Raw genomic sequence first — 14,792 nt, 5'->3', positions numbered from 1 at the left:
TTACTTGCTTGAAATCCTAGTGCAATAGGATTTATGGCGGCATAGTCAACCACGTTGGTGGAAAACGAGCGTGCTAACCGCAGGCAGAGTACGACTGCATGCCTGAAGCGGAAGTGCGCCAGCAGACGTAAAAACAGCCGCTTTCGCGGCTGTCTGTAGGGAGGCATTAGGCTGAAGCTAAGCAACAGTCAAAAGAGAGGGTGCTAAAACGGCGCCTCAGTCTTTGACGGCCCACAGGCCATCACACATCAATATTCCCCGCCCGCAGCGCATTGGTCTCGATAAAGTCACGGCGTGGTTCCACCTCGTCGCCCATCAGCATCGTGAAGACGCGGTCGGCTTCGATGGCGTCGCCGACCTTGACTTGCAGCAGGCTGCGGACCTCGGGGTCCATCGTGGTTTCCCAGAGCTGCTCGGGGTTCATCTCACCCAGGCCCTTGTAGCGCTGGCGCGCGGTGGTGCGTTCGGCTTCGCTGATGAGCCATTGCATGGCCTGGCGGAAGTCGGTGACCTTCTCCATCTTGGCTTTTTCGCCTTCGCCGCGGGTGACCTTGGCGCCTTCGGCGAGCAGGCCGTGGAAGTTCTGGGCTTCGGCGGCCAATGCGGCGTAGTCCTGGCCTTCGACGAACTCCTGGGTCAGGATGGAGCTCTTGATGTTGCCGTGGTGGTGGCGGCTGATGCGCAGGATCGGCTTTTCGGTATGCGGATCGAGCTCACCGGTCACCTCGGCGGGCACGCCGGTGGTGGTCAGCTCGCGCAGCTTGGCTTCCAGCACAGGGGCGCAGACCATGGCATCGTCCAGCGTGTCGAGGCGGATCTGCACGCCGTCGGCGATGGCGCGCAGCGCTTCTGCGTCGAGGTAGGACGACAGGCGTTCGATGACGGTTTCGGCTGCCAGGTGCATGGCCGCCAGGCGGCTGAGCTCTTCCCCATCGATGTTGCGCGGGTTGGCGCCGCCGGTGCTGACGCTGGCGCCTTGCAGCGCCACGCGCAGCAGGAACTGGTTCAGCGCGGGGCCGTCCTTCAGGTACAGCTCTTCCTTGCCGTTTTTGACCTTGTACAGCGGCGGCTGCGCAATGTAGATGTGGCCGGCTTCGACCAGGTCAGGCATCTGGCGGTAGAAGAAGGTCAGCAGCAGGGTGCGGATGTGGGCGCCGTCGACGTCCGCATCGGTCATGATGATGATGCGGTGGTAGCGCAGCTTGGCGAGGTTGTAGTCATCGCTGCTGCTCTTGCCCGAGTCTTCGCTGACCTTGCCGATGCCGGTGCCCAGCGCGGTGATCAGGGTGACGATTTCGCTGCTGGAGAGCAGTTTCTCGTAGCGGGCTTTTTCGACGTTCAGGATCTTGCCGCGCAGCGGCAGGATGGCCTGGAACTTGCGGTCGCGGCCTTGCTTGGCCGAGCCCCCTGCAGAGTCACCCTCGACGATGTAGATTTCAGACAGCGCCGGGTCTTTTTCCTGGCAGTCAGCCAGCTTGCCGGGCAGGCCCATGCCGTCGAGCACGCCTTTGCGGCGCGTCATTTCACGGGCCTTGCGGGCGGCTTCGCGGGCGCGGGCAGCTTCAACGATCTTGTTGCAGATGATCTTGGCGTCGTTGGGCTTTTCTTCGAGGTACTCGGTCAGCAGCTTGCCGACGATGTCTTCGACAGGCGCGCGCACTTCGCTGGAGACCAGCTTGTCCTTGGTCTGGCTGCTGAACTTGGGCTCAGGCACCTTGACGCTGAGCACCGCGCACAGGCCTTCGCGCATGTCGTCGCCGGTGACTTCAACCTTGGCCTTCTTGGCCAGCTCGTTGTCGGCAATGTACTTGCCGATGACGCGGGTCATCGCCGCGCGCAGGCCGGTCAAATGGGTGCCGCCATCGCGCTGGGGGATGTTGTTGGTGAAGCACAGCACCTGCTCGTTGTAGCCGTCGTTCCACTGCATGGCCACTTCGACACCGATCTCGGTGCCGGGGATGCCGCCATAGGTTTCTGCCGGGCGGCTGCCTTCGGCGTGGAACACGGTGGGGTGCAGCACTTTCTTGGTGCCGTTGATGAACTCGACAAAGCCCTGCACGCCGCCGGCGCCAGAGAAGTCGTCTTCCTTGCCGTCGCGCTCGTCCTTGAGGCGGATGCGCACGCCGTTGTTCAGGAAGGACAGCTCGCGCAGGCGCTTGGCCAGCACTTCGTAGCGGAACTCGTAGTTTTCCTTGAAGATCTCCTGGTCGGGCAGGAAGTGCACTTCGGTGCCGCGCTTCTCGGTCGCGCCGACGATGCGCATGGGCGAGATTTCCACGCCCCCGACGACTTCGATCAAACGGTTTTGCACAAAGCCGCGCGAGAAGTCGATCTGGTGCACCTGGCCTTCGCGGCGCACGATGAGCTTGAGCTTGACGGACAGCGCGTTCACGCAGGAAACGCCCACGCCGTGCAGACCGCCCGAGACCTTGTAGCTGTTCTGGTTGAACTTGCCGCCCGCATGCAGCTCGGTCAGTGCGATTTCAGCGGCCGAGCGCTTGGGCTCGTGCTTGTCATCCATCTTCACGCCGGTGGGAATGCCGCGGCCGTTGTCCACCACCGACAGCGAGCCGTCGGCATGGATGGTCACCAGGATGTCGTCGCAATAGCCGGCCAGGGCCTCGTCGATGGAGTTGTCCACCACTTCGAACACGAGGTGGTGCAGGCCGGTGCCGTCCGAGGTATCGCCGATGTACATGCCCGGGCGTTTGCGCACAGCCTCCAGCCCTTCCAGGATCTGGATGGCGCCTTCGCCATAGCCGCTGGCATCGGGGCCTGGCGTGCTGGGGGTTTGTTCCGGCTGGTTTTCTGCGGTCATGAAGCTGCCTTGGTACTGCACTGGCAGGGCGCGGCGCCCTGCCATGTCTTTGAATCAAATAAATCTCGGTCCTGCGCCGGCCTGCATCTGCGAGCCGGCGCGCGGGTCGTGTCCGTCGCTTACATGCGCATTGGCATGACCACGTACTTGAAGGTGTCGTTTTCCGGGTTGGTGATCAGCGCCGAGTTGTTGTTGTCGGCAAAGTCGATGCGCACCATGTCTTGGCCCATGTTGGAGAGCACATCGATCAGGTAGGTGACGTTGAAGCCGACTTCGACAGCCGGGCCGCCGTAGTCGATGTCCAGCTCATCCACCGCCTCTTCCTGCTCGGCATTGTTGGCCGCGATGCGCAAGGTGCCGGGCTCGATGGTCAGGCGCACGCCCTTGAACTTGTCGCTGGTCATGATGGCCGTGCGCTGCATGCTGGCGAGCAGCGGCGCGCGGCCCAACGTGATGCTGTTGGGGTGGTTGCGCGGGATGACGCGGTTGTAGTCGGGGAACTTGCCCTCGACCAGCTTGGTGACGAATTCCATGCCGGCAAAGGTGAAGCGCGCCTGGTTGCTGGCGAACTGCATCTCGATGACGGGCTGGTTGTCGCCGCTGGCATCAGACAGGAGGCGCTGGAGTTCCAGCACGGTCTTGCGCGGCAGAATCACTTCCTGCTTGGGCACTTCCACATCCAGGGTGGCGCTGGCAAAGGCCAGGCGGTGGCCATCGGTGGCCACCAGGCTCAGGGTGTTGCCTTCGGCCACGAACAGGATGCCGTTGAGGTAGTAGCGGATGTCCTGCACGGCCATCGCGAACGAGACCTGGCTCATCAGGTCCTTGAGCACCTTTTGCGGCACGCTGAACACGGGGCCGAAGGAGGGCGCCTCCTGCACCAGCGGGAAGTCTTCCGCAGGCAGGGTCTGCAGGGTGAAGCGGCTCTTGCCACCCTTGAGGATCATCTTGGACTGCTGCGTCTCCAGGCTCACGGTCTGGTCGCTGGGCATGGTCTTCAGAATGTCGATCAGCTTGCGGGCACCCACGGTGGTGGTGAAGTCACCCATGTCACCGCCCAGCTCGGCCGTCGTGCGGATCTGGATTTCCAGATCGCTGGTGGTCAGCTGCAGCGCATTGCCGGTCTTGCGGATCAGCACATTGGCCAGAATCGGCAAAGTGTGGCGCCGCTCGACAATACCGGCGACCGACTGCAGTACTGCGATGACTTTGTCTTGTGTGGCCTTCAGAACAATCATTTCAACCTCTTGTCAAATTGCGGTGTTGTTGTGGACGGCAGCTGTGCACGGAGCCCCCTCTGCACCTGTCCCATTTGCCATTGTGCCTGCGGCGCGCAGGCAATTGGCGAAAACAAAAAATTCCATCGGCTAGCCCTTGAGGGTCTGCTCCAGCACGTGCAATTGCTGGTTCAGCTCGGTCAGTTGCTGGCGCTCGCCACCGATCTTGCGCACGGCGTGCAGCACGGTGGTGTGGTCGCGGCCGCCAAACAGCTCGCCAATCTCGGGCAGGCTCTTCTGGGTCAGCTCCTTGGCCAGGTACATCGCAATCTGGCGCGGGCGGGCAATGCTGGCCGGGCGCTTCTTGCTGTACATGTCGGCGACCTTGATCTTGTAGTAGTCCGCGACGGTCTTCTGGATGTTCTCCACGCTGATCTGGCGGTTCTGGATCGACAGCAGATCGCGCAGCGCCTCGCGCGCCAGCTGGATGGAGATCTCCTTCTGGTTGAAGCGCGAGTAGGCGAGGATCTTGCGCAGCGCGCCTTCGAGTTCGCGCACATTGGAGCGCACGTTCTTGGCGACGAAGAAGGCTACTTCCTCGGGCATCTCGGTGCCTTCGACCCTCGACTTGTTGATCAGAATCGCGACGCGCATCTCCAGCTCGGGCGGCTCGATGGCCACCGTCAGGCCGGAGTCAAAGCGCGAGACCAGGCGTTCGTGGATGTTGGCCAGACCCTTGGGATAGGTGTCGGACGTCATCACGATGTGGCTCTTCTTGGCCAGCAGCGCTTCGAAGGCGTTGAAGAATTCTTCCTGCGTGCGGTCCTTGTTGGCGAAGAACTGCACATCGTCGATCAGCAGCAGATCGAGCGAGTGGTAGCGCTCCTTGAACTCGTCAAAGGTGCGGCGCTGGTAGGACTTGACCACATCCGAGACGAACTGCTCGGCATGGATGTAGAGAACTTTGGCGTCCGGGTTGTCGGCCAGCAGCTTGTTGCCCACCGCATGCACCAGGTGGGTCTTACCCAGACCGACGCCGCCGTAGATGAACAAGGGGTTGTACAGATGGCCGGGCGAGGCTGCCACATGCATGGCCGCCGAGCGCGCCATGCGGTTGGCGGTACCTTCGACCAGCGTGTCAAAGGTGAGCACCGGATTGAGCCGGTTGCGGAAATTGCCGCTGGCGTTGCCGGTATCGCCCTCGGCGCTGCCCTGGCTTGCTGGGGCAGCGCTGCCGTCGCTGATCTGGATGCTGTTGCGGTACTGCTCGGCAGCACTGGCGGCGGCTTGGGCAGGGTTGCGGCTGGCCGGCCCGTACGAGGGGCCCAGGCCCAGGCCGGACGAGGTGCCGCTGCCTTGCGCGGAGGCCGCGAGTGCGCCTCCGCTGCGCAGCGGCGGGCGCACGACGGTGCGCACGGCGGCATCGCGCTGCGCAATGGCCAACTCGATGGCCACCGGTTGTCCGTAGGTTTCTTCCAGCATGGCGGCCAGGCGGCCGGTGTATTGGGCGCGGATCCAGTCGAGCTTGAAACGGTTGGCCACATAGAGCGTGACCTTGGACAAGTCGTCCGACACGACAGCGGTCAGCGGCTTGATCCAGGTGTTGAACTGTTGCTCGGGCATTTCTTGGGCGAGTTGCTCTACAACTGCGCGCCACAAACCTTGGCCCAGGCTGGCTTCATCCATTGTTATCCCACGGAAATATTCGTCCCCCACGCTGTTGTTGTTGTGGATAAGGGGGAAGGTTGATCGGCTGCCTATTGTAGCTTGTGCAAAAGTTATCCACACGGCGGACGGGTCTGCACATGCCCCATGCTCGGGTTTCCTCGATGGTCTCGCCGCCGACTTGGCAAAAGTCTGCGCATATTACAGAAAAAACCGAGGACAAAGCCAAGTAATTGCCAAGGACAGTAAACACTGCGATAATTTGCGGTTTCCCTGCATGTCAGGGCGAATTTTACGCGCGTGTCCGCCGCGCTGGCAGCCTGGCTTGCGCCATTGCCATGGGGGTGGTCCGCACTATTTCACCGGTGTTGCGCTTGAGCAGGGCTTGAGCTTGGTTGCCTTTGTGTTCATTCATTTGGGCGCAAGCAGCCAACAAACCGGAACCAAGCCTCTCTAGGAATTGCATCATGAAACGTACTTACCAACCTTCCAAAGTCCGCCGCGCCCGTACCCACGGTTTCCTCGTCCGCATGAAGACCAAGGGTGGCCGCGCTGTTATCAACGCACGCCGCGCCAAGGGCCGCAAGCGTCTGGGCCTGTAAGGCCAGCAGGGTGACAGGCACCTCTCGGGTGCCAGGTAGTGCACCAGTGGATGACACTTATGCATCGCCTTAAGACTCGCCCTCAGTTCCAAGCCGCCATGGCAGGCGGAACCATCGCCCGTACTGCGCACTTTGCGCTGCACAGGCTGGTTTTGTCTGCTGACGCCTCGGGCAGCGATGCTGCCCCATCAGGGCCTGGTGACCAACCTGCCAAGGTTGTGCCACCGGCTCTTTTTGCGTTTGAGGCGACCTGGCTGGGCGCCATGGTGCCCAAGCGCTGGGCACGCCGCGCGGTCACGCGCAATGCCATCAAGCGGCAGATCTATGCCGTCGCTGCGCTGCATGAAGCGCAGTTGCCGGTGGCCGCCCACGTGGTGCGCCTGCGCAGCACGTTTGACCGCAAGCAATTCATCAGCCCCAGCTCCGACGTGCTCAAGCAGGCGGTGCGGGCCGAGCTGATGCAGCTGTTTGCCCGGGCACACAAGAACAGCCTGCCCGCCAAAGCCGAGCGCAACGAGGGCGCCAAGGCGCTTAGCGTATGATGCAACGCTTGCTCATGGGTTTGGTGCGCGGCTACCGGCTGCTGCTGAGCCCTTGGCTAGGTTCTGCCTGCCGGTTCGAGCCCACGTGCTCTGCCTATTCATTGCAGGCGCTGGAACAGCACGGTGCTGCCATGGGCAGCTATTTGACGGTGCGCCGCCTGGTGCGCTGCCATCCCTGGTGCGAGGGCGGCCATGACCCGGTCCCCGCGCATCCGCGCTGGTTCAGTCGTCTGGTGACTCCCGCCGATTCATCCTCTTCCCCCTCTGAGAAGTCTTCATGAACGATATTCGCCGCACCATCTTGTGGGTGATATTTGGTTTCTCCCTGGTCCTGCTCTGGGACAAGTGGCAAATCCACAATGGTCGCAAACCCACATTCTTCCCCACACCTGAGGTGACGGCCCAGGCGCCTGCAGACGCAGTCAGCACCGACAACGGTCTGCCCGCTGCCAGCGCTACCAGCCCTGCGGCAACTGCGAACGCCAGCAACGTGCCCGGCACGGCAGGCGCCGATGCAGCAGCCCCCGCTGCTGCACGCGAGAAGCTGACCGTGGCCTCCGACCTGCTGCGCCTGACCTTTGACAGCGAAGGCGCATCGCTGGTGGGTGCCGAGCTGCTCAAGTACGCGGACCAGGACGACAAGACCAAGCCCGTGAAGCTGCTCGACGAAAGCGCCAACCGCGTCTACGTGGCACAGACCGGTCTGATCGGTGGCAACTTCCCGACCCACAAGACGGCGATGACCCTCAAGCCCGGTCCGCGCGAGCTGGCCGAGGGCCAGAACGAGCTGAACGTGGTGTTCGAGTCGCCCGATCTGGGCGGCGTCAAGCTGGTCAAGACCTGGACGCTCAAGCGCGGTGACTACGCCATTGGCCTGAAGCAAGAGGTGGTCAACACCGGCTCTGCGGCGGTCAACCCGCAGCTGTACCTGCAGCTGACGCGCGACGGCAACAAGCCTGCCGGTGAATCCTCGTTCTATTCCACGTTTACCGGCCCTGCCGTCTACACCGAAGCCAAGAAGTACCACAAGGTCGACTTCAAGGACATCGAAAACGGCAAGACCGACAGCGTGGACAAGGCAGCCGACAACGGCTACGTGGCCATGGTGCAGCACTACTTTGCCAGCGCCTGGCTGCTGCCCCAAGGCACGCAGCGCGACATCTATGTGCGCAAGGCCGGCACCAACCTGTACTCGGTCGGCGAGATCACCCACCTGGGCGAGATTGCACCCGGCCAGAGCAAGGCCATCGATGCGCGCCTGTTCGTGGGCCCGCAGATCGAAAAGACGCTGGAAGCCATCGCTCCCGGTCTGGAACTGGTCAAGGACTACGGCTGGGTGACGATTCTGGCCAAGCCGCTGTACTGGCTGCTCGACAAGCTGCACGGCTTCATCGGCAACTGGGGCTGGTCGATCGTCGCGCTGGTGCTGCTGCTGAAGATTGCGTTCTACTGGCTCAATGCCAAGGCCTATGCATCGATGGCCAAGATGAAGGCGATCAATCCCCGCATCATGGAGATGCGTGAGCGCCTCAAGGACAAGCCCCAGCAGATGCAGCAGGAGATGATGCGCATCTACCGCGAAGAGAAGGTCAACCCCATGGGCGGCTGCTTCCCGATCGTGATCCAGATCCCCGTGTTCATCGCGCTGTACTGGGTGCTGCTGTCGTCGGTGGAAATCCGCAACGCGCCCTGGATCGGCTGGATCCATGACCTGTCGGTGCCCGATCCGTTCTTCATCCTGCCGGTGCTGATGACCCTGTCGTCGCTGCTGCAGACGGCGCTGAACCCCGCACCACCCGATCCGATGCAAGCCAAGATGATGTGGATCATGCCGCTGATGTTCAGCGTGATGTTCTTCTTCTTCCCGGCCGGTCTGGTGCTGTACTGGCTGACCAACAACTTGCTGTCGATTGCCCAGCAGTGGATCATCAATACCCGCATGGGTGTGCCACCGCAGTTCAATCTGCCAAAGTTCAAGTAGCCGGCATTTGTCAATGCAGGGATTGCCTAGGCGGGCATTCCCGGATACTCCTCCCAAACGGTCGCATTTGCGACCGTTTTTTCGTTAGCATCAACTGTTTGAAAGTGTGTTCAACAAAATAGGGGTTCAGGTATGGCGAAAGTATCGGTTTTTCGACCTAGCGCGCTGGCGCTGGCAGTGTTGCTCTGTGCAGGCGCAGCCCAGGCGGCCACCTTGCGCTGGGCAGGTGCCAACGACATCCTGACCCTGGATCCGCACGCACAGAACCACCAGACCACCCATGCGTTCCTGCAGCAGGTCTATGAGCCCCTGGTGCGCTATGGCAAGGATTTCCAGCTGGAGCCCGCGCTGGCCACCAAGTGGACCGAGGTGAGCCCCACCCAGTGGCGCTTCGAGCTGCGCAAGGGCGTCAAATTCCATGACGGCGCGCCCTTCACCGCCGATGACGTGGTCTTCTCGCTGACCCGCATCATGACCCCGCCATCGAACATGATGAGCGCCACGCAGAGCATCAAGGAGGTCAAGAAGGTCGATGACTTCACCGTGGACCTGATCCTCAAGGGCCCCAACCCGATCCTGCTGCGTGAGCTGACCGAGGCGCGCATCATGAACAAGGCCTGGGCGGAGAAGAACAATGCCGTCAAGACCCAGGACTATGCCGGCAAGGAAGAAAGCTACTCCAGCCGCAACACCAACGGCACGGGCTCCTTCATCGCCGTCAGCTGGCAGCCCGATGTGAAGCTGACCCTGAAGAAGAACGCCGCCTGGTGGGACAAGCCCACCGGCAACGTGGATGAGATCGTCTTCACGCCCATCAAGTCGGCCGCGACCCGCACTGCGGCGCTGATCTCCAACCAGGTGGACTTCATGGTCGACCCGCCACCGCAGGACCAGGAGCGCATCAAGAAGACCGCCGAGCTGAAGCTGCTCGAAGGCACCGAGAACCGCACCATCTACCTGGGTCTGGACGTGTTCCGCGACGAGCTGCCAGGCGCTGGCACCCCGGGCAAGAACCCGATGAAGGATGTGCGCGTGCGCAAGGCCATGTACATGGCGATCGACACCGAAGGCCTGCACAAGCGCACGATGCGCGGCATGTCGATCACCGCAGGCACCATGGTCGCGCCAATGGTGCATGGCTGGAGCAAGGAGCTCGAAGAGCGTGCTGCCAAGTACGACGTCGAAGGCGCCAAGAAGCTGCTGGCTGAAGCGGGCTACCCCAATGGCTTCAACCTCAAGCTCGAATGCCCGAATGACCGCTATGTGAACGACGAGGCGATCTGCCAGGCCGTCACCGCAATGTGGACCCGCATTGGCATCAAGACCAGCCTGCAGGCCACGCCGATGGCCCAGTTCGTGACCCGCGTGATGAACTCCGACCCGAACGCCTACCTGTTCGGCTGGGGCGTGGCGACCTTTGATGCGCTCTACTCGCTGGACGCGCTGATCCACAGCAAGGGCGCCGCGGGCGGCGGCGTCTACAACGGCGGCCGCATTGCCGACAAGGAGCTGGACGCCAAGATCGACGCGCTGAAGACCGAAACCGACACGGCCAAGCGCGATGCCTTGATGAACGACGCGTTGAAGATGGCCAAGGACAACTTCTACACGATCCCCGTGCACCACCAGATCTTCCCCTGGGCCATGCGCAAGGGCATCGAGACAGTCTACCGCGCCGATGCACGCCCCATCCCCGCCTGGACCACGGTCAAGTAAGCAGCCGCTGCTGGATCCGACTACCCCAAAGCCTGCGTAAGCAGGCTTTTTTCATGGGCGTTTCAGGGGGGCACCTGGGCGGGCACCGGGCCGGTCAATAGCCTGCGGTGCAGGCGGCTGGCGCAGCCGCCCGATAATGTGGGCCTTGCCCCACTAGCGCCAGAGACCTGCCCATGCTTGCCCGCCACCACGATCCGATTGTTGCCATTGCCACTGCCCCCGGGCGCGGAGCAGTGGGCATTGTGCGCGTGTCGGGCAAGGCGATTGCGCCGCTGGTCGAGCGCCTTTGCGGCAAGGCCCTGAAGCCGCGCGAGGCCAGCTACCTGCCTTTCAAGGCGGCGGACGGCCAGGCCATCGACCAGGGTCTGGCCTTGTACTTTCCCGCGCCGCACAGCTACACCGGGGAGGACGTGCTGGAGCTGCAGGCCCATGGCGGCCCCGTGGTGCTGCAGCTGCTGCTGGCCCGCTGCCTGGAAGCCGCGCAGGCAGAGGCCGATAGCGGCAAGCCGCTGCTGCCCGGCCTGCGCCTGGCCGAGCCAGGGGAGTTCACCGAGCGCGCATTTCTGAACGACAAGATCGACCTGGCCCAGGCCGAGGCGATTGCCGATCTGATCGATGCCAGCACCGAGGCGGCGGCACGCAGCGCCAGCCGCTCCTTGACCGGCGCCTTCTCGCAAGAGGTGCACCGCCTGCGCGATGCGCTGGTGCACCTGCGCATGCTGGTCGAGGCCACCTTGGATTTCCCCGAAGAGGAAATCGACTTTCTGCAAAAGGCCGATGCCTATGGCCAGCTGGACCAGCTGCGCGCCACCGTGCAGGCCGTCATGCAGCGCACCCGCCAGGGCGCCTTGCTGCGCGAGGGCATCAAGGTGGTGATCGCCGGGCAGCCCAATGCCGGCAAAAGCTCGCTGCTCAACGCGCTGGCCGGCGCCGAGCTGGCCATCGTCACCCCCATTGCCGGCACCACGCGTGACAAGGTCGCGCAGACCATCCAGATCGAAGGTGTGCCCCTGCATGTGATCGACACGGCCGGCCTGCGCGAGAGCAGCGACGAGGTCGAGCGCATCGGCATTGCCCGCGCGTGGGAAGAAATCGCTGCCGCCGATGCCGTGCTGTTCCTGCACGACCTGACCCGCATGGCCGCGCCCGACTACGCCGAGGCCGACCGCCAGATCGCCGCCACCTTGCAGCAGCAACTGCCCGCCACCGTACCGGTGCTGCAGGTCTGGAACAAGGCCGATGCCATGACCGCCGACGAGGCCCGCCGCCAAAGCGCCGAGGCCGCCGCGCAGTTTGGCACTGCTGCTGCCGCTGCCCCGGCGGGCGGCCAGGCCCCGCTGGTGCTGTCGGCCAAAACCGGCGATGGCCTCGACACCCTGCGCCAGCAGCTGCTGGCCATGGCCGGCTGGCAGCCCGCCGCCGAAGGCACCTACATCGCCCGCGCCCGCCATGTGCAGGCGCTGCAACAGGTCGAAGAGCACCTGGACATCGCCTATGCCCAGCTGCATGTGGACAGCCCTGCGCTCGACCTGCTGGCCGAAGAGCTGCGCCTGGCCCAGCATGCGTTGAATGCCATCACCGGCGAATTCACGTCGGATGATTTGCTGGGGGTGATTTTTTCGAGCTTTTGTATTGGGAAGTGATCGCGAAGTTCTGGCGCGTGCGCAGCGCCAGTTCACATCTAGGGAAGCTTAGAACTATCCGGAAATTCCGGATAGTTCAGCATGAGGCCACGCCCAACGTATTGGGTTCTGCTGAGCTTTCGGAAGACGGTCACCGGGCTACGTGTAAGAACTGCTGTCGTTCATAGCGGCAGCATCCCCCCGAGGCAACACCAGCACCGCCTCCAACCCGCCTCCATCCGCCGCGCGCAACAACAGCTCGCCACCATGGGCCTGCGCCACCGTCTGCGCAATCGACAGCCCCAGCCCCACCCCCCCGGAATCGGCATTGCGGGAGTGCTCCATGCGGTAGAAGGGCTCCAGCACCCTCGCCATCTGCGCGGCGGGGATACCCGGGCCGTGGTCGCGCACGTGGATGCGCAGTTGTTGGCCATCGTCGTCGACGTGGAGCTGCGCATCGCCGGCATAGCGCAGTGCGTTTTCCACCAGGTTCTGCAGGCCCCGACGCAGGCTTTGGGCGTAGCCGGTGTAGGGTTGCAGCGCCTGCCCACTGACGGGGACCGGCAGGCCGCTGGACTCGTGCATGTCTTGTGCCACGCCATGCACCAGCGCATGGATGTCCATGGTCTGGCGCGGGCCGCTGGCGTGGGCGCCGGTGAGCGTGTCGAGGGTGGAGGCGACCATGTGCTCCATCTCTTCCAGGTCCTTGCGGAACTTGGCGCGCAGCGCATCCGGCTCCAGCATTTCAGCGCGCAGGCGCAGCCGGGTGATGGGGGAGCGCAGGTCATGCGATACGGCGGCCAGGAAGCGGGTGCGCTCGGCCAGGCCTTCGTTGATTTTTTGCTGCATGGCATTGAAGGCCTGCGCAGCCTGCTGCACTTCGCGCGGGCCCCGCGCATCTATCGGCGGGCTATGCAGGTTGCGGCCCAGTGCCTCGGCGGCGGCGGCCAGGCGCTGCAGGGGGCGCATGGCCAGGCGCACTGCCACCAGGGCCACGGCCACAATCACCAGGCTGCGCAGCAGGTAGACGCGCAGCACATAGTCGGCCAGCGCCTGCAAGGGCTGCACCGGCTGGCCGATTTCCCCTTCCTGCGCATCGATCTGCAGCCAGGGGCCGTCCTGCAGTTGCAGCAGCAGGCGTACATGGGCTTCGGGTTTATCGGCCAGCAGTACGGGGCTGCGGTGGCCGTCGGTGCTGCGCTCGCCCAGCAGCGCCAACTGCTGCAATTGCAGCGGCACGGGCTGGCCCAGGCGCTCGCGCACCACCTGGGCCATCAAGGTCTGGGCTTCGGGGTAGGGGGATGTCTGCGTGCCATCGGGTGCATCGACCAGATGCAACTGGTAGCGGCTGCCTTGCCACTGCGCCAGCAGCGCGGCACGCTGCTCGGGCGGGCTGGCTTGCAGCAGGGCCAGCGTATCGGCGCTGCGTGCCGCCACCAGGCGCAAGGGCACATCCAGCAGCTGGCTTCGGCGCATTTCCCACCAGATGGTGCCGGTCATTGCCTGGGCGGCCAGCATGCCGATGACCAGGATGGCGGCAATGCGGCCGGACAGGGTTTGCGGCCACAGCCGCGCCAACCACGACAACCAACTGGGAAGCCAGCGGCCGGTGCGCTGCGTGGCGGGGGTGTCGGGGGTGTCGGGGGCGGTGCTCACGCCAGCGTCTCGACCTCGCAGGCCAGCACATAGCCGGCATTGCGCACGGTGCGCAGCAGCTGGGCCTGGCGTGGCTGGGGCTCCAGGTGCTGGCGCAGGCGGCTGATGCAGACATCGACGGCGCGGTCCAGCGCCTGGCGCTCGCGGCCAAAGGTGTATTCGGCCAGGTAGTCGCGGCTCAGGGTGCGCTGCGGGTTTTGCGCCAGCGCGCAGAGCACGCGGTAGTCCGACTGGGCCAGGCTGATCAGCAGGCCCTTGGGGTCATGCAGGCTGCGGCTTTGCATGTTCAAGGTCCAGCCGGCAAAGCGCAGGGTGGCCAGGTGCTCGGGCTCGTGCATCGATGCCGGCACCTGGCGCGTGCGCCGCAGCACGCCGGTGATGCGGGCCAGCAGCTCGCGCGGGTCAAAGGGCTTGGGCAGGTAGTCGTCGGCCCCCATCTCCAGCCCCAGGATGCGGTCCATCAGCGCGCCACGTGCCGTCAGCATCACCACGGCGATGGGGGTGCGCTCGCGCAGGCTGCGGCACAGCGCCAGGCCATCGACGCCGGGCAGCATCAGGTCCAGCACCACCAGGTCTGCGCTGTGGCGGGCCAGCCAGTCCCACATGCCCTGGCCATCGGCCACGGCAGCCGCCTGCATGCCCTGGGCACGCAGGTAGTCGCAGAGCAGCTCGCGGATCTCGGGGTCGTCATCGACCACCAGGATGCGGGCCTTGCCGGGCAGGCTGGCGGGGGGCGAGGTCACGGTTTTCTCCGGATAAGTAATGGATTGTGTTGGAGGGCAGGGCGAAAACATGGCATTGCAAATCAGGCGGGCGGTGGCGGCTGGGCCGCTGCGGCGCTGATTAGAGTGGCGGCTCACTGATCAATAAGAACGATTTTCATTCTAGTTTGTTGTGACCATGACCGCATCGAAGCTCTCCCCGGCACTGCAAGCTGCAGGCGCATCCCTGGTCCGCATGCCGGACCTTTTTC

At 63.8% G+C, this 14,792-nt stretch carries 11 protein-coding genes; 6 read left to right on the top strand and 5 right to left on the bottom strand.

Annotation, left to right across the window (positions count from 1 at the left end; translation table 11 throughout):
• Window positions 1-241 precede the first annotated feature (241 nt).
• The 3 genes from gyrB to dnaA form a co-directional block, all read right to left on the bottom strand.
• Window positions 242-2,818: a DNA topoisomerase (ATP-hydrolyzing) subunit B gene (gene gyrB, locus AB7A72_RS13310; RefSeq protein ID WP_239809929.1), complete on the bottom strand. Its 2,577-nt coding sequence runs from the start codon at window positions 2,816-2,818 to the stop codon at window positions 242-244.
• Between the two features lie 119 nt (window positions 2,819-2,937).
• Entirely contained in the window at window positions 2,938-4,056 is a 1,119-nt protein-coding gene (gene dnaN, locus AB7A72_RS13305) for a DNA polymerase III subunit beta (RefSeq protein ID WP_133856196.1), read from the bottom strand.
• Between the two features lie 129 nt (window positions 4,057-4,185).
• A complete protein-coding gene (gene dnaA / locus AB7A72_RS13300; RefSeq protein WP_312414898.1) occupies window positions 4,186-5,721 on the bottom strand; it encodes a chromosomal replication initiator protein DnaA in 1,536 nt (511 codons plus the stop codon).
• Window positions 5,722-6,167: 446 nt separating this feature from the next.
• On the opposite strand from dnaA, the gene rpmH reads away from it, so the two are divergent.
• The 6 genes from rpmH (at window position 6,168) to mnmE (ending at window position 12,184) form a co-directional block, all read left to right on the top strand.
• Window positions 6,168-6,302, top strand: coding sequence for a 50S ribosomal protein L34 (gene rpmH, locus AB7A72_RS13295; protein WP_084635723.1), 135 nt, complete (start codon window positions 6,168-6,170; stop codon window positions 6,300-6,302).
• A gap of 59 nt (window positions 6,303-6,361) precedes the next feature.
• Window positions 6,362-6,844, top strand: a complete 483-nt coding sequence (locus AB7A72_RS13290; RefSeq protein ID WP_239812800.1) for a ribonuclease P protein component — start codon at window positions 6,362-6,364, stop codon at window positions 6,842-6,844.
• Window positions 6,841-7,125: a membrane protein insertion efficiency factor YidD gene (gene yidD, locus AB7A72_RS13285; RefSeq protein WP_084635722.1), complete on the top strand. Its 285-nt coding sequence runs from the start codon at window positions 6,841-6,843 to the stop codon at window positions 7,123-7,125. The genes AB7A72_RS13290 and yidD overlap by 4 nt, the downstream gene beginning before the upstream one ends.
• Window positions 7,122-8,825, top strand: coding sequence for a membrane protein insertase YidC (yidC, locus tag AB7A72_RS13280; RefSeq protein ID WP_239809927.1), 1,704 nt, complete (start codon window positions 7,122-7,124; stop codon window positions 8,823-8,825). Before yidD ends, yidC begins: the two co-directional genes overlap by 4 nt.
• 132 nt (window positions 8,826-8,957) lie before the next feature.
• Window positions 8,958-10,541, top strand: coding sequence for an ABC transporter substrate-binding protein (locus AB7A72_RS13275; protein WP_239809926.1), 1,584 nt, complete (start codon window positions 8,958-8,960; stop codon window positions 10,539-10,541).
• Between the two features lie 173 nt (window positions 10,542-10,714).
• Window positions 10,715-12,184, top strand: a complete 1,470-nt coding sequence (mnmE, locus tag AB7A72_RS13270) for a tRNA uridine-5-carboxymethylaminomethyl(34) synthesis GTPase MnmE (protein WP_312835108.1) — start codon at window positions 10,715-10,717, stop codon at window positions 12,182-12,184.
• Between the two features lie 138 nt (window positions 12,185-12,322).
• On the opposite strand, the gene AB7A72_RS13265 is transcribed toward mnmE, so the two are convergent.
• Together AB7A72_RS13265 and AB7A72_RS13260 are read right to left on the bottom strand one after the other, a co-directional pair.
• On the bottom strand, window positions 12,323-13,819 hold the full coding sequence (locus AB7A72_RS13265) for an ATP-binding protein (protein ID WP_369460245.1): 1,497 nt from the start codon (window positions 13,817-13,819) through the stop codon (window positions 12,323-12,325).
• Window positions 13,816-14,562 (bottom strand): response regulator, encoded by a 747-nt coding sequence (locus tag AB7A72_RS13260; RefSeq protein ID WP_369460244.1) that lies wholly within the window; start codon window positions 14,560-14,562, stop codon window positions 13,816-13,818. Before AB7A72_RS13260 ends, AB7A72_RS13265 begins: the two co-directional genes overlap by 4 nt.
• Between the last annotated feature and the right edge of the window lie 230 nt (window positions 14,563-14,792).

This window comes from Comamonas sediminis (assembly GCF_041107495.1).
Taxonomy (GTDB): Bacteria; Pseudomonadota; Gammaproteobacteria; order Burkholderiales; family Burkholderiaceae_C; genus Comamonas; species Comamonas sediminis.
The sequence above is the reverse complement of the archived record's forward strand: the minus strand, read 5'-3'. Positions and strand labels throughout refer to the sequence as shown.

What these genes read in the sequence shown, in the direction of transcription:
- AB7A72_RS13290 (WP_239812800.1), top strand. Translation starts at nt 6,362, where the DNA reads ATGCATCGCCTTAAGACTCGCCCTCAGTTCCAAGCCGCCATGGCAGGC.
- mnmE (WP_312835108.1), top strand. Translation starts at nt 10,715, where the DNA reads ATGCTTGCCCGCCACCACGATCCGATTGTTGCCATTGCCACTGCCCCC.
- dnaA (WP_312414898.1), bottom strand. Translation starts at nt 5,721, where the DNA reads ATGGATGAAGCCAGCCTGGGCCAAGGTTTGTGGCGCGCAGTTGTAGAG.
- dnaN (WP_133856196.1), bottom strand. Translation starts at nt 4,056, where the DNA reads ATGATTGTTCTGAAGGCCACACAAGACAAAGTCATCGCAGTACTGCAG.
- yidD (WP_084635722.1), top strand. Translation starts at nt 6,841, where the DNA reads ATGATGCAACGCTTGCTCATGGGTTTGGTGCGCGGCTACCGGCTGCTG.
- gyrB (WP_239809929.1), bottom strand. Translation starts at nt 2,818, where the DNA reads ATGACCGCAGAAAACCAGCCGGAACAAACCCCCAGCACGCCAGGCCCC.
- AB7A72_RS13275 (WP_239809926.1), top strand. Translation starts at nt 8,958, where the DNA reads ATGGCGAAAGTATCGGTTTTTCGACCTAGCGCGCTGGCGCTGGCAGTG.
- yidC (WP_239809927.1), top strand. Translation starts at nt 7,122, where the DNA reads ATGAACGATATTCGCCGCACCATCTTGTGGGTGATATTTGGTTTCTCC.
- rpmH (WP_084635723.1), top strand. Translation starts at nt 6,168, where the DNA reads ATGAAACGTACTTACCAACCTTCCAAAGTCCGCCGCGCCCGTACCCAC.